The organism is Pseudoalteromonas sp. ECSMB14103 (genome assembly GCF_000813065.1).
Taxonomy (GTDB): domain Bacteria; phylum Pseudomonadota; class Gammaproteobacteria; order Enterobacterales; family Alteromonadaceae; genus Pseudoalteromonas; species Pseudoalteromonas marina.
On sequence record NZ_JWGY01000010.1, the window covers coordinates 109,349 to 130,514 of the forward strand.

Annotated in this window: 16 protein-coding genes; 5 read left to right on the top strand and 11 right to left on the bottom strand. The window is 39.8% G+C overall.

Annotated elements, in window-relative coordinates; genetic code table 11:
• Positions 1–2: 2 nt before the first annotated feature.
• The 5 genes from RF53_RS15495 to RF53_RS15515 form a co-directional block, all read right to left on the bottom strand.
• Positions 3–413, bottom strand: a complete 411-nt coding sequence (locus tag RF53_RS15495; RefSeq protein ID WP_039038212.1) for a CBS domain-containing protein — start codon at positions 411–413, stop codon at positions 3–5.
• A 158-nt stretch (positions 414–571) separates the two neighbouring features.
• A complete protein-coding gene (gene fre / locus RF53_RS15500; RefSeq protein ID WP_006792456.1) occupies positions 572–1,285 on the bottom strand; it encodes an NAD(P)H-flavin reductase in 714 nt (237 codons plus the stop codon).
• A 148-nt stretch (positions 1,286–1,433) separates the two neighbouring features.
• A complete protein-coding gene (ubiD, locus tag RF53_RS15505; RefSeq protein ID WP_006792455.1) occupies positions 1,434–2,900 on the bottom strand; it encodes a 4-hydroxy-3-polyprenylbenzoate decarboxylase in 1,467 nt (488 codons plus the stop codon).
• A 73-nt stretch (positions 2,901–2,973) separates the two neighbouring features.
• A complete protein-coding gene (locus RF53_RS15510; protein WP_039038213.1) occupies positions 2,974–5,004 on the bottom strand; it encodes a methyl-accepting chemotaxis protein in 2,031 nt (676 codons plus the stop codon).
• Between the two features lie 67 nt (positions 5,005–5,071).
• Positions 5,072–5,353, bottom strand: a complete 282-nt coding sequence (locus RF53_RS15515) for an MliC family protein (RefSeq protein WP_039038214.1) — start codon at positions 5,351–5,353, stop codon at positions 5,072–5,074.
• A 293-nt stretch (positions 5,354–5,646) separates the two neighbouring features.
• On the opposite strand from RF53_RS15515, the gene RF53_RS15520 reads away from it, so the two are divergent.
• On the top strand, positions 5,647–6,558 hold the full coding sequence (locus tag RF53_RS15520) for a DUF808 domain-containing protein (RefSeq protein WP_039038215.1): 912 nt from the start codon (positions 5,647–5,649) through the stop codon (positions 6,556–6,558).
• A 25-nt stretch (positions 6,559–6,583) separates the two neighbouring features.
• On the opposite strand, the gene RF53_RS15525 is transcribed toward RF53_RS15520, so the two are convergent.
• The 3 genes from RF53_RS15525 to RF53_RS15535 form a co-directional block, all read right to left on the bottom strand.
• The gene (locus tag RF53_RS15525; RefSeq protein ID WP_039038216.1) at positions 6,584–7,525 is read right to left on the bottom strand and encodes a tetratricopeptide repeat protein; all 942 of its coding nucleotides are present in this window, start codon (positions 7,523–7,525) and stop codon (positions 6,584–6,586) included.
• 86 nt (positions 7,526–7,611) lie between these two features.
• A complete protein-coding gene (locus tag RF53_RS15530; protein ID WP_039038217.1) occupies positions 7,612–9,015 on the bottom strand; it encodes a M20/M25/M40 family metallo-hydrolase in 1,404 nt (467 codons plus the stop codon).
• A gap of 137 nt (positions 9,016–9,152) precedes the next feature.
• Positions 9,153–11,231: a TonB-dependent siderophore receptor gene (locus RF53_RS15535; RefSeq protein WP_039038218.1), complete on the bottom strand. Its 2,079-nt coding sequence runs from the start codon at positions 11,229–11,231 to the stop codon at positions 9,153–9,155.
• 197 nt (positions 11,232–11,428) lie between these two features.
• On the opposite strand from RF53_RS15535, the gene dbpA reads away from it, so the two are divergent.
• Positions 11,429–12,817, top strand: coding sequence for an ATP-dependent RNA helicase DbpA (gene dbpA, locus RF53_RS15540; protein WP_039038219.1), 1,389 nt, complete (start codon positions 11,429–11,431; stop codon positions 12,815–12,817).
• A 5-nt stretch (positions 12,818–12,822) separates the two neighbouring features.
• Here the strand turns inward: dbpA and RF53_RS15545 are convergent, their stop codons facing one another.
• Positions 12,823–13,398, bottom strand: coding sequence for a DNA-J related domain-containing protein (locus tag RF53_RS15545; RefSeq protein ID WP_039038220.1), 576 nt, complete (start codon positions 13,396–13,398; stop codon positions 12,823–12,825).
• Between the two features lie 76 nt (positions 13,399–13,474).
• On the opposite strand from RF53_RS15545, the gene RF53_RS15550 reads away from it, so the two are divergent.
• Positions 13,475–16,285, top strand: a complete 2,811-nt coding sequence (locus RF53_RS15550) for a tetratricopeptide repeat-containing hybrid sensor histidine kinase/response regulator (protein WP_039038221.1) — start codon at positions 13,475–13,477, stop codon at positions 16,283–16,285.
• Positions 16,286–16,349: 64 nt separating this feature from the next.
• Here the strand turns inward: RF53_RS15550 and rho are convergent, their stop codons facing one another.
• Together rho and trxA are read right to left on the bottom strand one after the other, a co-directional pair.
• Positions 16,350–17,609: a transcription termination factor Rho gene (gene rho / locus RF53_RS15555; RefSeq protein ID WP_006792445.1), complete on the bottom strand. Its 1,260-nt coding sequence runs from the start codon at positions 17,607–17,609 to the stop codon at positions 16,350–16,352.
• Positions 17,610–17,792: 183 nt separating this feature from the next.
• The gene (gene trxA, locus RF53_RS15560; protein ID WP_006792444.1) at positions 17,793–18,119 is read right to left on the bottom strand and encodes a thioredoxin TrxA; all 327 of its coding nucleotides are present in this window, start codon (positions 18,117–18,119) and stop codon (positions 17,793–17,795) included.
• 91 nt (positions 18,120–18,210) lie between these two features.
• Here trxA and rhlB point away from each other — a divergent pair, with 91 nt between their 5' ends.
• Positions 18,211–19,488 carry an ATP-dependent RNA helicase RhlB gene (rhlB, locus tag RF53_RS15565; protein ID WP_006792443.1) on the top strand — a complete coding sequence of 426 codons (1,278 nt, stop codon included), beginning with the start codon at positions 18,211–18,213 and terminating at the stop codon, positions 19,486–19,488.
• 43 nt (positions 19,489–19,531) lie between these two features.
• Positions 19,532–21,025, top strand: a complete 1,494-nt coding sequence (gppA, locus tag RF53_RS15570) for a guanosine-5'-triphosphate,3'-diphosphate diphosphatase (protein ID WP_039038222.1) — start codon at positions 19,532–19,534, stop codon at positions 21,023–21,025.
• Positions 21,026–21,166 lie beyond the last annotated feature (141 nt).

A 21,166-nucleotide genomic window follows, 5' to 3' on the forward strand; every position in this document is an offset into this window, starting at 1 on the left:
AATTAGTGCTCTTGACAGCTAAGGTAGTTATCGTAGAGCGCTTTGAGCACATCGGCACGATTTATCATTCCTACCACTTTTACGCCTTCTACCACAGGGTAGTTTTTTGGCTTACCTGGCTGCATTTGTTCAGCTAGTTCAATAATATTTAAATCGCTACTTACTGTGACTACATTGGTTTGCATAAGCTGCGACACTTTTACAACCCCTTCGCAAAAATAACTGCTCTGCATTAAAGGCTTTAATAACTCTTGCTCTGAAATAAATCCGACAAGGCACTTTTCGTTGTCGAATACAGGCGCACCAAGTAATTTAAATTTTTGTAACTCGGCTATGGCTGTCGTCATTTCGGTCTCTGGTGTTATGTTTGGCAACTTACGTTGCATAAAATCTTTTACTTTTGTATTTAGCATTTGGGTCTCTCCCGCTGATGTTCTGTACAAAGTATGGTTTATAGATTGGATTTTAGGAAATTGTTTATATTGATGAATGTGATAGGTTTAAACTATTAAAAATTTAAAGTCATAAAAAAAGCACCCGTAGGTGCTTATTATTAAACTATGTGATGAGTTTACTTAATAAATGCAAATGCATCGGCGTACATGTTTTCACGAATAGCGCCATGAGCTATAAAGTCGTCACGTACAATCCCTATCATGTCAAAACGACCCGCCATGTAAATGTCGTAAGGTTCAAGTGATACAATATCTTGCATTACTGCTTTGTGCACAAAACCAGTGTGACCTTGCCAATTAGCTGATGGGTTTTCGACAACAGGAATAAATTCAAAATGTTCATGGCTCTCTGCCCATAATTTCATTTCTTCATGTGCGTACAAAGCAGACTCTTCTTTAACACCCCAATAAAATAATACAGGGCGGTCACAGTTTATTTCAGCCAAGTGATCAGCCATTGATTTTACATACGAAAAGCCAGTGCCACCGGCAAGTAAAATAATAGGTCGATTACATTGTAATCGAAGTTGAGACACACCTAACCCGGCTTCTATATCAACCATTGTCTTGTTTGCATGTGCATTGCGTAAGTGTTCAAGCGATTGCATTGCGTATGAGTCTGCACCCGAAGCACCAATGTGTAGTTCTATTTCGTCACATTGAGATGGGCGGCTAGCAATAGAAAAAGCGCGTTTGTCTTTTTCACTTAACACAAGTTGCATGTATTGGCCCGCTTCAAAGGTCACAGGTTGTTGTGGCTTTAAAATTACTTTGTTAACAAATTCTGTAAGTGGGCTGATAGCTACAACTTCAGCTTTTAATGTTTGCATTTTTTACCTTTTAGCAGCGCTTTTGACAGCAGATACGCAATTGAATGAGTCGATTCTAGCATATCTACAGGGTTATTTTATAGCCTGTTTATAGCTTGTCCGAACGGTGGCAAATAAATTATTGGCCACCGCTTGGTTTGTTGAGTTGTTAGAGAATTTTAAGGCTATCCCAAATATCATCAACACGTTCTTTGGTGGCTTTGTCCATCACTATTGGTTCACCCCATTCGCGGTCGGTTTCGCCTGCCCATTTGTTGGTTGCGTCCATCCCCATTTTAGAACCAAGTCCCGATACCGGAGAAGCAAAATCTAGATAATCTATTGGGGTGTTTTCAATTAACGTAGTATCACGCGCTGGGTCCATACGAGTTGTTATGGCCCAAATAACATCTTCCCAGTCGCGTGCATTTATATCGTCGTCGCACACAATTACAAACTTGGTATACATAAATTGTCGTAAAAACGACCATACTCCCATCATTACGCGCTTGGCGTGACCAGGGTATTGTTTTTTCATTGTGACTACTGCCATGCGGTACGAACACCCTTCAGGCGGTAAATAAAAATCGACAATTTCGGGAAACTGTTTTTGTAATATTGGAACAAACACTTCGTTTAGTGCAACACCCAGAATAGCCGGCTCATCAGGCGGACGGCCAGTAAATGTGCTGTGATAAATAGGATCTTTACGGTGTGTAATATGAGTTACGGTCATAACAGGGAAGTCATCTACTTCGTTGTAGTAACCAGTGTGGTCGCCATAGGGGCCTTCAGGCGCCATTTCGCCTGGCATAATATGACCTTCTAGTACTATTTCGGCACTGGCAGGTACTTGCAAGTCATTTGAAATCGACTTTACTACTTCAGTTCGGCTTCCTCGTAATAACCCAGCAAATGCATATTCGCTAAGCGTATCTGGAACAGGAGTTACCGCACCTAAAATGGTCGCCGGATCGGCGCCTAACGCCACCGACACAGGATAAGGCTGGCCAGGGTTTTCTTTACACCACTCTTGAAAGTCGAGCGCGCCGCCACGATGCGACAACCAGCGCATAATTATTTTATTTTTACCTAATAGCTGTTGGCGATAAATACCCAGATTTTGACGTTTTTTGTATGGCCCTTTTGTTACGGTTAAACCCCACGTAATTAAAGGGGCTGCATCGCCCGGCCAGCAGTGTTGAATAGGTAGCTTTGTTAAATCAACGTCATCGCCTTCTAAAACTACTTGCTGGCAAGGTGCTTTTTTAACTTCTTTAGCTGGCATATTCAGCACTTTTTTAAACACAGGAATAGATCCAAGTGCCTCTTTAATACCTTTAGGAGGCTCAGGCTCTTTTAAAAACGCGAGTAACTTACCTACTTCACGCAGTTCGTTAACGTCTGTTTGACCCATCCCCATGGCAACCCGCTTTGGTGTTCCAAATAAATTGGTAAGCACCGGCATGCTGTGCCCTTTTGGGTTTTCGAATAATAAGGCAGGACCTTTTGCACGCAGTGTGCGGTCGGAAATTTCGGTCATTTCAAGATACGGGTCAATTTCTTGGGTGATGCGTTTAAGCTCACCTTTTTTTTCAAGTAAATTGATAAAATCGCGCAGATCTTTATATTTCATTATGGGCCGCTATTAAGCAAAAGAGTTGAACTATTATACCCATTTCATGCAAAGCAAGTCATTACACCTGCACTTAAAACTTAAAGCGCTCTACGGCACTTGTTAAAGAGTGTGCAAGTTGATTTACGTCTTCACTTTCGCTTGCTAGGGTGGTTGCGTTATTGGCATTTAAAGTGGCTTGTTCGGTCACCTTAGCCATTATTTTTTGAATATCATCACTGTTTGTTAACTGTTCATGAGAAGCCGTAGCAATTTGCTCACTCATGTGATTAATTGAAAGTAATGTTCCTTTTATACGCTCAACCGCTTTATTTAGTTCAGCACTGTTTTCAACACACTGTTTAGCTTGTTGTTGGCCATCGTTAATTTCTTTTTGCGTCGTTTTTGTGTGTTGTTGCAGCGTTTGAATCATAGTATGAATTTCACTTGTGGAGCTTTGTGTGCGTGCCGCTAATGAGCGAACCTCGTCAGCAACCACCGCGAAGCCTCGGCCATTTTCTCCGGCTCTTGCCGCTTCTATTGCTGCATTTAATGCAAGTAGATTAGTTTGCTCTGCAATGCTGCTAATAGTGTTTACAATTGCGCCTATTAAATCTGTAAACTCAGCCAGCTCTTCTGTGCTACTGACCGCTTTATCGAGTCGATTCAACAATGCTTCAATACTTAAACTGTTGTCGTTAGCTATTTGGTTGACGTCGTTTGCAAACTGAGAGGCGTTGGTGATCTCGTTAGATGCATTATCGGCCTGCTCATAAACCGCTTGCGAATTATTTAACATGCTATGTGCAAGGTCTGTGGCTTGTGCGCTTCGTTCTAATTGTTGCTGAGCAACAATGGTCATTTGTTGACCTTTTTCACTTGTTTGAATGGCCGATTTATCGAGCTCGTGGGCATCATTACTAATTGCTTTTATAAGGTGTGATAAATCGTCACTGAGCTTATTGATGTTGTTAAGTAAAGTGCCAAACTCATCTTTGCTGCGCGGTTGGCTGCGTTTAGAAAAATCACCCGAGGCAATACGTGCTAAATCGCTATTTACTTTTTTTAGCGGTTTTAGCATAGCATTGGTTGTAAATATTGAAATAACAATAAGTAATCCAATAAGTACAATCGCAATTATAACAACAGAGCTAGAGCCCATATTAATTGCCGACTTGGCACTGTTTTGTAGTGTTTGAAAACGCTCGTCAGCCAGCTTATTAAGCTGTAATAATTGGCTTTCTGTATCTATAAATTCTTGTTGAAAGCGCTCAAAACTTTGCTGTGCCATTTGGGTGTTTTTAAGCGCTTTATTTTGCTGAGCGTAAATACCGTCGGGTCCATTCAATCGTGATCTTAAGTTATTAAATTGCTCGGTGAATTGAGCCGCGTTTAAATTGTCACCAAAGGGAGTGGCTTGCTGTTCTAAATACACAAAGTTTGGCTGGATGTTATCAAGTAAAAATTGGGTATCTTGTTGATGGTCATTTAAGTCGTTAACACTGGTAGTTTGCGTAATACTTTTAATATTGTTGCTTAAATTAAATAGTAAGTCGTCTATGCGTGTTGCAGTACCAAATACAGAGCTGAGTAAAGATTGCTGCTTTGCACTGACCTCTATGAGTTCTATATCAAGTAAGCCATTACTGAGGTTACTTAGCTCAACACCAAACTCTGTAATTAATATAGCGGCTGCCGACTGCGCACTAAAACGCTGTTCTTTGGTATTAAACATGTTTGCGCTTGTTTTGCTTAGTTGCTCAAAGTTTTTTGAAGCGTCAACTAGCAAAGTTTGCATGTTTTGCTGACCCGTTAATTGCGGCTTAAGTGCATTGAGCATATTACTGAATTCTTGTTGCTCGCTAAGAGCTTCTTTTTTATTGGTCAGTAATAAATCAGGTTTTGTTTGGCTATAAGCTAGAGCATTGAATTTAGTAATAGAAAGAAGCGATAGCCTTAAGTCTTTACTTACTTGTTGGGCTGGTACGGCAAGGTTTTCTATACGTGAAGTTGTGGTGCTTATTTTATTTAAGGACCAGTAAAAAAATAAGCTACTAATAAGCATTAGTAAGCCAATGGCAGAAAAGGCTAAAATTATTTTATGTTTAATGGCAATAGAACGCATAACTTCATCAACAAAATTAAGACTTTTGTTAGTGTAGCAAGTTTTTTAATATGTTGTTAGTAGGTTGTTATTTTGTGCTGCATAGGTGTTTATTCCCTGAAATTATAAGCATAGCTTCAGTGCCTTTCCCCCAAAAAAGGACTTTGTTACTAATGTATTTATTACCAGAGGCGCTTTTTTCATGCGTAAGATGATAGATTTTATTTTTAAAAGTGAGTGCTGCTTTTTCGTTTGCTAAGACATTAAGCACGGCTTTATTGTCATTGCATACATAGTGTGTGGTTGTTGTTTTGTCATTGCACCCTATTAAACACAGTAAATAAACTACTAAAACGATTGTTGCTTTCATTTCCCCTACCTTTATTTTTCACCGGCTATTCTATTTCACAATAACAGAGCAAAATTAACCGTTGGTGAAAGACGTGCTTTACGTTATGTTAATTAAATTATTTATAAGATAGGGTCTGTTGATCTTTTCGGCTTGAAATTTGTTCACACTAGGGGTTATTTAATCGCGGCGCGAGGTTTGTAACCTAGTGGACTAAGTAAAAGCCGAGCAACAAAGAGTAAGTAGCCCCTAGGAAGAACCAAACAGGCTACTGCAAATTAACCTTGAAAGAACAACGGACCTTAGGAAGCACAATGGCTGGTACTAACCTTTTAACATTATTAGATGATATAACGGCTTTACTCGATGACATTGCAACCATGAGTAAAATTGCGACAAAAAAAACGGCGGGTGTTTTAGGAGACGACTTAGCACTCAATGCACAGCAAGTAACGGGTGTGTCAGCTGACAGAGAGCTACCTGTTGTATGGGCGGTAGCAAAAGGGTCATTTTTAAATAAAGCCATACTTGTCCCTGCAGCTTTAATGATCAGCGTTTGGCTGCCATGGCTAATTACACCACTTTTAATTTTAGGTGGTTTGTTTTTATGTTTTGAAGGGGCTGAAAAAGTATTTTCGCGATTTTTACCTCATCACGATGATATTGCCGATGGCGACGAAACGCCTGATTTAGTTGAATATGAAAAGCAAAAAGTAAAAGGCGCGATACGAACGGACTTTATTCTATCGGCTGAAATTATTGTTATTACGCTCGGCACTGTTGCAGGTCAAACATTGCTTAATCAATCTTTAGTGCTTTGTGTGATAGCCATTGTTATGACTATTGGTGTTTACGGACTTGTGGCTGCCATTGTAAAACTTGATGATGCAGGCTTGTATTTGGTGAATCAATCTAAAGTCTCTGGCAGTACGGTTAAAGAGTTTATAGGTAAGGGCTTACTTGCAGCAGCACCGCGACTTATGCAATTTTTAGCGTTTGCAGGTACTGTTGCTATGTTTTTGGTGGGTGGGGGTATTTTATCTCATGGTATTGAGTTACTGCACCACACACAACTTAATGTGATTGGCTATGCGCAATCAATACTAGGCAATATAGGTGAGGTATTAGCTCCGCTTATTTTTGATGGGTTGTTAGGTGTTGTTGCCGGGCTGGTTATTGTGCTTTTTCATGTAGCTTATACAAGGTTATTTAAGACAAACAAGTAGAGCAGCGTTTTCTGCCCTACATAACTTATTCGCACGTTATAAATTTACACAACTGCTCAAGCTCGTAAGCTGCTTTACTATTACCTTGAGCAATTGCTTTTTTATACCAGTAAATAGCTTGTTGTGTGTTTTTGCCTGCACCTTGCCCGTCTCGGTACATTTGCGCAAGGTTAAGCTGACCCCATTGAGAGCCTGACTCTGCAGCAAGTTTAAAGCTCTCTAAGGCTTCTTCAAATTGCCCATCTTTAAAGTACATAATGCCTTGCTGGTTATTTTTATCTAGTTTTAAACCTTTGTATAAAGGCTTAGGTTTAGGCGGAAACATCACAAACCCACCATACAAGCTATTAGCGTGTGGGCGTAGTACATCGTAAATCACGTCACTGTCATATAAGCGCTTTACCTCATCACGCGGTAAGGTAATTGTGCTTGTTGAAAAATAATCGCGTTGCACTAATAAGCTGGTGCGCATCGCCGTGGTTATGCCTCGGTTGCGTTTATAGCTATAATTACTTACTTGAAAAGTAATAAATTGCTCGTCAAAGCTTAGTACTTGGGCCACTTTTAAATTTGTTAGCGTCCATGGTTCGTGAGTAAATTTATCAGCGTGAACTAAGTACGTATCAAATGCCTGTGGGTTATTTAAGTAGCTGTATTTGAGTGCTTGGTTATCGGTGTATTGTTGAAAAAAATACACCATTACCCACAATAATAAAATTAAGCCAACCCCGTATTTTGGCAGGCTTAGTTTTTCAATTAAGGGGAGCTTTTTTAAATTAATGGCTTCGTTATGTCCACATTGGTAGCATTCGCGCTTGTAGTTTAGCTTTAACGGTACGATAGGAATAATCGTAAAACGTAAGTAACGGCTATGGTTTACTAAGTGATAGCTATCGCTTTGGCAGTTTGGGCAGCACTGCGTTTGTGAAAAGTGAGGAAAGGACTGACTGGTGTTGAAAAGCAGCATGCAATAATGCCCCGAGTTTTAATTTCTACTAAAGTAAATCAAGGGGCATATTTTTTAAAGCAGCAAACTGTAAGTAAGTATGTCTGCTACTCTTTTGTTGTTACTTTTGGTTTAATTGTTGTTTTTGCGTCTGCTGCCATAAGTGCAAATACCGCATAGGTTGCTGTATTTTGACGAAGCTTTGCTGGCGTTACTTTATCAAGCGTGTCGTCAGCAGTGTGGTGATAATCAAAGTAGTCTGTACCATCTTGGGCTAGCTCAAAAATAGGTGCTGAGACTGCATTTTTAAATGGAATTAGATCAGGTCCGCCGTTAGCTTGGTTTTTACCAATGTACTCAACATTTAAAGGGGCAAGTTCTTTCGCGATAGCGCGCACTACAGGCAGTGACGCTGCATCTACATTTGATTCAAAACCGTAAACTACATCAGCGCCAAAATCAGACTCTGCGGCAGCAACAATATTGTGTAAATCGTTTTTATGTTTCGCAAAGTAAGCTTTAGCACCCCATAAACCAAGCTCTTCAGCGGCAAAAAGGACAACGCGAATACTGCGTTTAGGGCGTTTTACATCGCTAATATGTTTAGCTGCCGCCATAGTTAATGCAACGCCGGCGCCATCATCAAGTGCGCCCGTGCCTAAATCCCATGAGTCTAAATGTCCGCCAATTAATACGTATTGTTCAGGGGTTTCAGTCCCGTTAAATTGGCCTATAACATTGTAACTAGTGCCTTCGCCAAGGTTTTCGGTTTGTACATTTATATTTACTGATACATCTTTACCTAAAGCGACTAAACGGGCAATTTGATCGGCATCGGGGTTGGCAATGGTTACATTAGGTATTTTTTTAACACCTTCTTTGTAATAACTACCGCCAGTGTGGGCAAAACGGTGATGACCTGTACTTACTGAGCGCATCATGTAGGCCACAGCCCCTTTTTTAGAAGCTTCAATTGCTCCAGTGCCACGTGCTTTAACAGCGGGTCCATAACCATTGCCGTCTATATCGCGATTCATTCTGTAGTTGATGTAAGCAATTTTGCCTTTTAAACTATTAGCCGGTGCTGCTTTTAGCTCATCAAGTGTTTCGAATAATTTAATGGGTGCGCTAATACCTTCTTTCGGTGTGCTTATGCTATTACCTAGCGCGGTTAAATGAAGGGGTTGCTCGCTTGGCGTTAATATTTTTCCACTTTCGCTGTAGCGGCGCCACTCTGGGAACGTCGCCTCTTCAAGCCATACCTTGTCAAAACCGAGTTCTTTAAATTTAGCTTGCGCCCATGCAACGGCTTTTTTGTCGTTTTCGGTGCCTGGTAAGCGCGGGCCAACTTCTGTTGTTAGTGACTCTAATAGCTCATAGCTTAGGTGGCTATTAAGTGCAGTGGTACGCACTTCATCTACTTGTTGTAATTGCTTTGGTGTAAATTCGTTGCTGCTGGCAGTGGCTGCCATGCTACTAGTAAGCAGTAGCGCGGTGATGAGGTTTTTCATGGTAATTAGCCTTGTTTGAAATTGCGGCTATTAAAACATGTAATAAAGACGTAAAAAATAGAATGAGATGAATGAGCGGCTTTAAAGCGCAAAAAGCCCGCGTATTTTAAGCGCGGGCTGGTAATTAAAGCGCTTAATTAAAAGCTAAACTGGGCAGCTAGTCTTACGTTAGTACCTTCACCTATTGTTACGTTATTTGTTCCGCCACCGGCTAGATAATCTTCATCAAATAAGTTTTCTATGTTTAGGCGTAAGTTAACATCGGTTTTGCTTACTTTAAGTTTGTAAGTTGCACCTACATCTACGCGTGTGTAGGCATCTTTAGTAATCGTGTTGGCACTATCTGCAAAGCGCTCACCTTCGTAAAATGCACCCGCATTAAATGCAATCGCGTCGTTTAATTCGTAACGAGTCCAAAGAGATGCAGACCATTTAGGCGCATCAGTAGGGCGCTTGCCTTCTAAATCTTCGTCACGCTCGTAATTTGCATCTAAATACATAGTCGATGCCATTACGAATAAACGATCAGTTGCCGCACCTTGCGCTGTTAGTTCAACGCCTTTGTGGCGCTGTTCACCAATTTGGTTTGTTTCAGAGATTAAATCACCCACTGGTATATCAAGTGTTTCTGTAACTAGTGTGCCATTTTTACTTATATCGAAAAGTGCACCGCTTAGCATTAAACGATCATCAAACAATTGCCATTTAACGCCAATTTCTTTTTGCTCAGAGGTAACGGCGTCAAGCTTCATACCATTATTTATATCGTCTTCGTTTACAAGAGTATCGCTTCCTTGAGGCTCAAAGCCTTCAGAGTAACTCGCGTATACGGTAGCTGATGCATTAGGGTGATACAGAACACCTACTTTTGGCACAAACGATTCATTATTTGCATCTTCACGTGTTTGCTTATCGTAGCGACCACCAAGCGATAGCTGCCATTGTGGCGAAAATGTGATTAAGTCTTGCACATAAATACCGTAATAGTCGTATTCTGTTTCGCTAATAGTGTCGTCAGTTTTGTAACTGACAGTTGGACGATTTGGTTCTGCTTGGCCTGCTATAAAATTAAATGAATCAGCTGAGGTGCGACGCTGGCCATAATAATAATCAAGCGAGTTAGCACCAATTAATAATTGATGATGAACACCGGCTGTTTCAAATTCACCAATGAAGTCGATAAATGCTGTTTTAAATTGCCAGTCGTCGAATCGGTCGTAAGGGCGAGACTCATAGCTGTCGCCTTCAACAAAATTACCCGGCTTACGTGGCGCTGACTCAAAACGTTGGCGCTCAAATGTTTGTTCGTTATAACCAAGCTTTACTTGCCAGTTATCGTTTAAAAACACTTTAAAATCTATGCCCGCATTTTCTACCGTTATGTCGGTAAACGCCCAAGACATATCGCGAATAGTTTTATCGTCGCCAATAACGTTAGCGTTGTCGTCTATCCATGCACCGGTGTCTAAACCTGCTTCGTCGTCTGTGCGGTCGTAATGCACACGTACTAAGGCATTGTCACTAATGTCGTAATCAACAATAAATGCACCTAAAAAGCGGTCACGTTCGCGGTTTTCACCATTTTGGTATTCGCGCCAGTAATCAACATCTTGCTTAACTAAAATACCGCGTGCACGTAAATCTTCTGCATCCGTTAATGCTCCGCTAGCATCAAGCATAAACCGCGTTGAACCGTGTTGATCTACATCTGCACTGGCATTGAACAAAGTTTGTGCTGTTGGCTTTTTAGTGACCATATTAACTAGTCCGCCAGGGCCTGATTGACCATATAAAATGCTCGATGGACCTTTAATAACTTCTACTTGCTGTAAAATTTCAATGGGTTGTTGATAGTGCGACCAGTGCTGATGACCATCGCGTAAGTAACCCGTTGATGAGCTAAGTTCAAAACCACGTAAGTTAAATACTTCACGGTTACGTTGTTTAGAACCAGCCGTTAAGCTTGCATCGTTTGAAAGTACTTCACCTAGTGTTGTCGCAAGTTGTTCGTTAATAATAATATCGCTAATTACAGTCACTGATTGAGCAGTGTCGAGTAATGAAGTTGATGTTCTCATTGCACCATTTGCGTTATCTACTTTGTAGTCATTAAAGAAACTTCCTTTGACTTCAATATGTTCAAGGTCGGTAGAGTTTGCATATGTGTTTGTTGTTATTGTTGCTAATAGTGCGATGTAAAGTGAACTCAGTTTCATTTGATGCTTCCAGCTCATTATTTAAATAAAAAGTGAAGCGCAATCTTAATGAAAATAAATATCATTTGCAATGTGTTTTTATTAACAATGTTTTATAATGTGTTTGCTAATGGTTGCCAATAACGAATTCTGCTATTATTAGCGGCATATTTAGTGGGACTTTATCCTGCGTTATTTTTACTGCTATGGAATTTACTGTGACTTCAACTGCTTTTTCATCTTTGGCTTTACCAGCTGGACTTGTTGATAATTTATCGACGCTTGGCTACGCCCACATGACACCTGTACAGGCGCAAAGTTTGCCACCTGTACTTGAAGGTAAAGACATCATTGCTCAGGCAAAAACCGGCTCAGGTAAAACGGCTGCGTTTAGTTTAGGTGTGCTTGCTAAATTAAACGTAAAACGTTTTAGAATTCAATCGCTAGTTTTATGTCCAACACGTGAACTTGCTGAACAAGTGGCTGTTGAAATGCGTAAGCTTGCGCGTGGTATCCATAATATTAAAATATTAACGCTATGTGGTGGTGTATCAATTGGGCCGCAAATTGGGTCGCTTGAACACGGTGCACACATCATTGTTGGTACACCAGGGCGTGTAGATGACCATATTCGCAAAGGGACTTTACGGTTAGACGATGTAGAAACATTAGTACTAGACGAAGCCGATCAAATGCTTGATATGGGCTTTCAAGATACCCTTGATGCGATTATTGAATGTATTCCACAAAACCGCCAAACGCTTTTGTTTAGTGCTACTTTTCCACGCGCAATCGAAGCGATAGCAAAGCGTGTACTTAGTAACCCAGAAATGATTAAAGTAGAAGAAGAGCAAGAAAAAAGCACAATAAAACAATACTTCTACAAAATGGATAACAATAAACAGCGCTATCCAACACTTAAGTTACTATTACTTAAATTTACACCACAAAGTTGTGTTGTGTTTTGTAACACCAAGGTAGAAACGCAGCAAGTGTGCGATGATTTAGCCGATGAAGGTTTCAGCGCCGTGGCATTGCATGGTGATTTAGAACAACGTGACCGTGAGCGCACTCTGATTCATTTTGCTAATAAAAGTGCGTCTATTTTAGTCGCGACAGACGTTGCCGCACGTGGTTTAGATATTGACGATATGGACATGGTAATCAACTACCATTTAGCGCATGACCCGCAAACGCACGTTCACCGAGTTGGGCGAACAGGCCGCGCGGGTAAAAAAGGAATTGCTTGCTCAATTTATGGTGATGCAGAGCAATTTAAAGTAGCGCAAATTGGTGATCACTATGAGCGCGACTTTGAGCCAGAGCCAATGCCTTCATATAATTTGTTGGACAAACCACCGTACAAACCAGACATGGTCACTCTGATGATAGATTCAGGTAAAAAGCAAAAAGTGCGTGCTGGTGATATTTTAGGTGCGTTAACGGGTAAAGACGGTATTGCTGGGCGTCAAGTAGGTAAAATTAATGTTCTTGATAACGTCGCATTTGTAGCTGTTGAACGTAATGCGTCTAAACCGGCACTTCGTAAATTAACCGAAGGTAATATAAAAGGGCGTAAAATTCGTGCCCGTCGCCTAACGCGTTAATCAATTTATGAGCGAGCAGCCGGTTTAAGCTGCTCGTACTCTACTTTTATTTGCTTAAATGCATTCTCGCAGCCAGTAGGTTTGTCTGGGTGGTTCGCCAGTGCAAGCTGTCGCCAACGTTTTTGTAATTCTTTAAGTGAAAAATCATTTGTTAGCTGCCACTTTGCCAAAAGTGTGTCAAAGTGATCTTCTGCTAAAGCTGGCGCGCTATTTACCCTCTTAAACTTTTGCCAAAAACTTGTGAGTAGCTCATTAATTTGCTCTTCGCTTGCTTCGTAATTCCCCCAGTCTAAATAATAATCTTTTAAGTTTGATTTAACCGTTGCAGGGCTTTCTATGCTTGTTTCAATGAGTTCTATATGAAGTGTTGATATTAAGAGACTTTTAGGGTGAAGTTGTTCCTGTAGTTGATACAATGCATTCATAATTAAAAAATTACGCTTAAATAAATCACGTTCAGGGTTTTTATCAAGTGGCTTAATTGCGCCACAATTAATAAGCTCAGCTGCTAGGATATGAACTTGCCACACTTTTTGGGTTAATATTAAGTCAAATATTCGGTCAATCAGTGGGTTAAGCATTGTTTAGGTCCTAGTATTTAGTGTATCTTCAGTACAGATTACATTGTTACACGTAACAATTTGAAGGATTAAAATTATGCATGGCAAGCTCAAGTGCCTCTTATTCATTGTATGCAGTTTGTTCTATTTGCCAAGTTATGCTCAACAATCAGAACCATTATTAGAAGAGTTTAAACAACAACAACAATGGGATGCAAAGCTTGAATTAGGTAACGCCTTACTTAATAACCAACGTATTACAGCTCAAAGTCGTGCTGTAATATATGCAGGCCTTGCCGATACTGCGCTGTCGAGCGGCCACTTTAGCGATGCTTTTAATTACTTTAAATTATTAGAGCAAGAAACTTCTGGATCACTTCTTCCTAGCGAGCACTTTCGTGCGATTAAAATGCAAGGTGTTGCACTTTTTTATCAAGGCTTGTTTAAACAAGCAATTACTCAATATACCCGTGCACTTGATATTGCAAAAATTAATAACCAACCATTAGAGCAAGCAAATTTATTGAATAATATAGGTTTGGTTTATTTTAATATGCATAAATTGGTAGCAACGCTTGATTATTATTTAAAAGCAAAAGAAATTTACGAAAAAGTAGGCAGTGAACAAGATAAAAGCGATATTTTACTTAATATAGCAGGCGTTTATATACGCTTATCTCGTTATGAAAATGCCATGAGTATTTATCAAGATGTGTTAAAAATTTTTCGTAAGTTAGATGATAATTTGGGTATTGCTTTGGTGCATAACAATATGGGGGTGGTTTATTTTGAAAGTAATCAGCTAGATTTAGCGATGCATTACTACCAATTAGCAACCCGTTATTACCTATCTGTCAATAATGTCAATAAGTTAGCTACTCAGTACACTAACCTTGCAAACGTCAATATCATTCTTAATAAAGTAGAACTAGCGTATGAACAAGCGCAATTAGCGATAGAGTACTCACTTAAAATTGATAATAAAAACTTAGAGCTCACTGCACTGCAAACTCTCGCAAAAGTCCAGCTTGTAAGGGGAATGTTAGATGAGGCAAAAACGAATATTGAACGCGTTTTTGAATTACTTGAAGAGCATAGTAATGATCGCATAATGCGAGATGGACTTGGCACCCACGCTTTGATTGAAGCGAGCAGGGGAAACTACGAAAATGCAATGCAGTTGCATGAAAAGTACAATAACGAATTACGTAAATTAAGAAGCGACTCTATTGTTAAAGCCCTAGCCGTGCTAGAAAAACAATTTAAAGCCACACAATTGAATCAAGAAATTAAAGAGCTGAAACAAGACCGTAAATTACAAGAACTAAAAATGCATCAGCGTTCGCAGTTAACGGTGTTTATTTTTGTACTGTTATTTTTAGTCATAGTGACAGGGGTTGCTTTATACCGACGCGGCGCAGAAAAACGGGCAAAACAATATTTAGCGGAGCAAGTGGCGCAACGCACAGCAGAGCTTCAAGGTGTTGCACAAGAGTTAAGAGCAGCTAATGATGTTAAAAGTCAATTTTTGGCTAATGTTAGCCATGAAATAAGAACACCATTAACGGCGATTCTCGGACAAACAGACGATTTAATGAATGGTTTATACGAGCCTGAACAGCTAAAAGATGAGTTAGCTATTATTCAGCGGCACAGTAACCATTTAAAAAGCTTGATCAACGATGTACTTGATTTAAGTAAAATAGAAGCGAATAGGTTAGAACTTAATGTTTCTTGTTTTGACATGGTCCAACTGGTAAATGATGTGCATGCAATGTTTAACCCTCAGGCAAAAGCAAAAAATCTCAGGCTTGTGCTTGAAAATAAGGTGGGCGATGAGTTTTACACCCGCCTTGATATAATGCGAGTAAAACAAATTCTCATTAATTTGTGTGCCAATGCTATTAAGTTTACCCAATCAGGGCAGGTATTAATTGCATTAAATAAAACAGAGCAGGGTATTGTACTGATTGTTAAAGATACCGGTATAGGTATGAACTCATCGCAATTAAAGCTCATTTTTGAATACTTTAGCCAAGCAGATAACAGTATTAGCCGACGTTTCGGTGGTACAGGTCTGGGGCTTAGTTTATCACAGCAGCTCGCTTCTATGATGGGCGGGTATATTAGCGTGCAAAGTGAATATAAAAAAGGAAGTCAATTTTCGTTCTTTTTACCTTGTGCGCAAGTTTCTAGTGATCAAAGCGATATTGGGCAAATAGAGCAAAATAAAGTGCAACTAAGCGGTACTGTCCTGTTTGCAGAGGATCATGCAGATAACCGTAGGTTTATTAGCCGTTACTTGCGTTCACTAGGGCTTGATGTAATTGCGGTAGAAAACGGTGAGCAAGCTGTAGAGCGTTGCTTACAAGACTACCCAGATCTTGTATTACTCGACATTCAAATGCCTATAATGGATGGACGAGCGGCCTTTGAGCTATTGAAAAAATGTGGTTTTCAACGGCCAATTTTTGCGCTCACTGCAAACGCAATGAGTCACGAAATTGACGACTATCTTACATTAGGGTTTGACGGTTACCTTGCAAAGCCATTGGATAAAGACTTATTTTATAAAACCTTGTCAGAAAATTTAGACCAAGTTCATTCGGACGAACCTAATGTACCAAGTGAGATAGATATCAGTGATTTAGTAATAAGTTTTAAACAAAGTTTTGGTTTAGAAAGCGAAAATATTACACAGCATTTTCTAAGTGAAGACTTTGACGCTTTGCAAAAAGATAGCCACCGAATATTAGGTGCAGCACAAATGTTCGCCTTAGAGGAAATAGCTTCAGCTGCGAAAAATTTAGACAGCGCCTTATTGCAAAAAGGCGAAAAAGATATGAAATATATTAATCAGCTTGTGTCAGAGCTCCAGGCTGTATTACACAAATACAATGAAACGTAAGTACACATTATAACAAATATAAAAAAAGCGCCCAGGGCGCTTTTTTTGTATTACTTAAATGCGTTTATTGGCGTTTCATCGAATCAAAAAACTCATCATTGGTTTTACTCATTGATAGTTTATCGATTAAAAATTCCATGGCGTCAATCTCTGACATTTCATGAACGATTTTACGTAAAATCCATAGCTTTTGCAGCTCATCTGGCTTAGTAAGTAGTTCTTCACGGCGAGTACCAGAGCGGTTAAAGTCGATAGCTGGGAATACACGTCTTTCCGCAATTTTGCGGTTTAGATGTAATTCCATGTTACCAGTACCTTTAAATTCTTCGTAGATAACTTCATCCATTTTAGAACCAGTATCGATAAGTGCAGTGGCTATAATTGTTAAGCTACCACCTTCTTCAACGTTACGTGCTGCACCGAAGAAACGCTTAGGTTTGTGTAGTGCATTAGCGTCAACACCACCGGTAAGTACTTTACCTGATGAAGGAATAACGGTGTTGTAAGCACGTGCTAAACGCGTGATTGAATCAAGTAAAATAACAACGTCTTTTTTATGCTCAACTAAACGTTTTGCTTTTTCGATAACCATTTCGGCAACTTGTACGTGACGAGATGCAGGCTCATCAAACGTTGATGCAATAACTTCACCTTTAACAAGGCGTTGCATTTCAGTTACTTCCTCAGGACGTTCGTCAATTAGTAAAACCATTAACGTTACATCAGGATGATTATGCGTAATTGATTGTGCAATGTTTTGCAGTAGCATTGTTTTACCCGCTTTTGGCGGTGCTACTAATAAACCACGTTGGCCACGGCCAATTGGTGATGCTAAATCAAGTACACGAGCAGTGATATCTTCTTTACTACCGTTACCACGTTCCATGCGGAAACGTTCGTTTGCATGTAGTGGCGTTAAGTTTTCAAAAAGAATTTTGGTGCGAGAATTTTCAGGTTTATCAAAGTTAACTTCGTTTACTTTAAGTAATGCAAAGTAACGTTCACCATCTTTTGGTGGACGAATAAGGCCTGAAATTGAGTCGCCAGTACGCATACTGAAGCGGCGAATTTGGCTCGGTGATACATAAATGTCATCTGGGCCAGCTAAGTAAGAAGCTTCTGATGATCTTAAAAAGCCAAAACCATCTTGCAAAATCTCAAGTACACCACCGCCGAAGATATTTTCTCCGCCTTTGGCATGGGATTTTAATATGGTAAAAATAATATCTTGCTTTCTTAAGCGGGCTACGTTTTCGAGCCCCATGGACTCAGCTAAGTTTACAAGTTCTTTTATAGACTTGTCTTTTAATTCGCGTAAATGCATATTGGTGGGTTCTTTATTACAATTGTCATACTCAAAGTCGCTTTGATCGTTGAGTGAGGTTGGTTGAATATAACTAAGGATTAGTTGGCTTTATAAACTAGCAGTTCACTGGCATAGCGTCCAGTGTTTATACAAAATAAATTCAAAAAAAGGGCAAAAAGCCCTTTTTTTAGTTCTAGTCTATTAGATGTTGTTATCTAAAAACTCGATAAGCTGTGTTTTTGAAAGTGCACCAACTTTAGTTGCAGCAACTTGGCCATCTTTAAAAAGAAGCAAAGTAGGGATGCCGCGAATACCAAACTTAGGCGGAGTGCCCGCATTTTGGTCAATATTAAGTTTAGCAACAGCAACACGGCCGTCGTATTCATCAGCAACTTCATTAAGGATAGGGGCGATCATTTTACAAGGTCCGCACCATTCAGCCCAGAAGTCTACTAGTACAGGCTTGTCTGATTGTAATACGTCAGCTTCAAAGCTATCGTCAGTAATTTGGATTATTTTCTCGCTCATTGCGCTCTCCGATTTAGTTAGGCGAAATATTTAGTGCGTATTTAAACACTCTTGTTTCTTATTGCAAGTTTAAACGTTATGCTTAAACGCTATGACTAAGACACATTTAACCGATAAAAAGTTTTCAGACTTTGCTATCGCACCGGAAGTGGTTGCCGGTCTAACCGAGAATGGGTTTGAATATTGCACACCTATTCAAGCAAAATGCCTACCTTTTATTTGTGATGGACGCGATATTGCGGGCCAAGCACAAACAGGTACAGGCAAAACGTTGGCATTTTTAACTGCTACGTGCCATCGGTTATTACAATCTAGCAAAGCACCTAGTAAACATCCAAGAGCCCTGATCATGGCCCCTACTCGGGAGCTTGCGATTCAGATACACAAAGATGCAAAAATTTTAGCGCCACACTGTAATCTTAACTTAGGTTTAGTATATGGTGGCGAAGATTACGAAAAACAACGTGCACAATTAGAAAAAGGCGTAGATATTTTAATTGGCACCACAGGTCGTTTAATCGATTTGTACAAGCAAGGCTGTTACACCCTTAATGAAATTGAGGTTGTCGTGCTTGATGAAGCTGATCGTATGTTCGATTTAGGCTTCATAAAAGATATACGTTACATGTTTGATCGTATGCCAGATACGTCAAAGCGATTAAACTTATTATTTTCTGCGACTTTATCGTACCGCGTGCAAGAACTTGCTTTTGAACACATGACCAACCCAGAGCATGTACAAATTGAGCCAGACGTAAAAACCGGTAAACGCATAAAAGAAGAGCTATTTCACCCTTCACAAGAAGATAAAATTAAGCTTTTATTAACGTTAATTGAAGAAGAGTGGCCTGATAAAGCCATTGTGTTTGCAAACACTAAGCACAGCTGTGAAACCGTGTATGCGTGGTTAAAAGCTGATGGTCATCGTGTTGGTATGCTAACGGGTGATGTAAACCAGAAAAAACGTCAAAGCATTTTAGCGCAATTTAGCAAAGGCGAATTAGACTTTTTAGTTGCAACTGATGTTGCAGCGCGTGGGTTGCATATCCCAGAAGTAAGTCATGTATTTAACTTTGACTTACCAGACGACTGTGAGGATTATGTTCATCGTATTGGTCGAACAGGTCGTGCAGGTGCATCAGGACATGCAATAAGTTTTGCGTGTGAACAATATGCATACAACCTACATGAAATTGAAGAATACATAGAGCATAGCATTCCTTTATCGCATTACGATAAAGCCGCTTTGTTAGACGATTTAACTAAGCCTATTATTCAAAGAAAGCGCAACTATTCAAATGGTCCTCGTAATCGTAGTAACAATAACGGACGTCGACCAAATAATAGTTACCAAAAAGGACGGTCGTAATAGACCGTTTGTATAAGTAGTAGTAACTAGAGGTTTTTGAACGGTGGGGCAACTTATACCGCAAAAAAATGTATACGCAGTTATTGATTTGGGATCAAATAGCTTTCATATGCTAATTGCCAAATCAGTGGCTGGCGGTTTACAAACTATTGGTCGCGTAAAACGCAAGGTCAGGTTAGCCGCAGGGCTTGATAAAGATAACATATTAAGCACCGAGGCTATGCAACGAGGCTGGGAATGCCTCGCGCTTTTTGCTGAGCGTTTACAAGATATTCCAAATCAAAATATTACAATAGTAGCTACGGCTACATTACGCTTAGCAACCAATGCTGAAGTATTTAAAGCGCATGCTGAAAAAATTCTTGGCCATAAAATCAATGTTATCAGTGGTGAATTAGAAGCGCGTACCATATACAAAGGTGTAGCGCATACTTCTGCATGTACTGGCAAACAGCTTGTTATTGACATTGGTGGTGCAAGCACTGAAGTAGTGATTGGTAAAGAGTTTGATGCACTTTTATACAAGAGCCTCAACATGGGGTGTGTTACTTACCTTGAGCGTTACTTTAAAGATTGCTTATTAACACATAGCAATTTCAATACCGCTATAAAGGCTGCTCGAACTGTTATTGATAATATAGCTCCTGAATACAAAGCCGCAGGATGGCAAATAGCATCAGGCGCATCAGGTACAGTACAAGCAATTCAAGAAATTATGGTGGCACAAAACCTTGATGACCTTCTTACTTTAGAAAAGCTTAATTCAATAAAAGAGCAATCAATTGCATTTAAATCCATTGCAGCGTTAGAGCTTCCAGGTTTAAGCGAAGATCGTCGATTGGTATTTGTATCAGGCCTTGCTATTTTAATTGCTTTGTTTGAATCGTTAGAAATTGAAAAAATGGGACTGGCAGGCGGCGCACTTCGTGAAGGTGTTTTATATAGCATGGTGCCAGAGTTTCATAATAGCGATATAAGAAAGCGAACAGTTGATGGGTTTATGAGTCGATACCATGTTGACCAAAAACAAGCATCACGAGTCTCTAGTTTGGCAATTGAGCTCGCACAAAGCATCAATGAAGATTGGCCAATTAATCACTTAAATGGCTTACCTCTGCTAAAAGCAGTTGCGCAGTTACATGAAATCGGCTTACTGATAGAGTATAAGCAGTATCATAAGCATACAGCGTATATTCTAGAAAATACCGACATGCCTGGTTTTTCGCAATCAGAGCACAGGTTAATTGTGGCAGTAGCCGATGCACATCGTTCTGATATACCAAAAGACAGCTTTAATGCGTTAGGTGCAAACAACCTTCTTGCGCAGTACATTGTAAGGTTACTTCGAGTGTCCGTTATTTTGTCGATGAGACGACAGGACGATGTTCTGCCAAATTTTGAATTAACCGCTAAGAATGAAGTTTTAACATTAACATTCGAAAGTAACTGGTTAAAAGAACATCCATTAATGGCAAGTGAACTACAACAAGAGTCTAAACAGCAAAGTAAACTTGGTTGGAAGCTTATCGTTCATTGAGTAAAAAGGCCCTTGTGGGCCTTTTTAGTGTTTAAAGTAACCGTTTCGATGAAAATATGCGCGAACGACACGTTTTTTCAAGTTTTCTTTAAAAAAGGGTTGATCTGTTTTCGGATCTCCCTATAATGCGACCCCACTGAG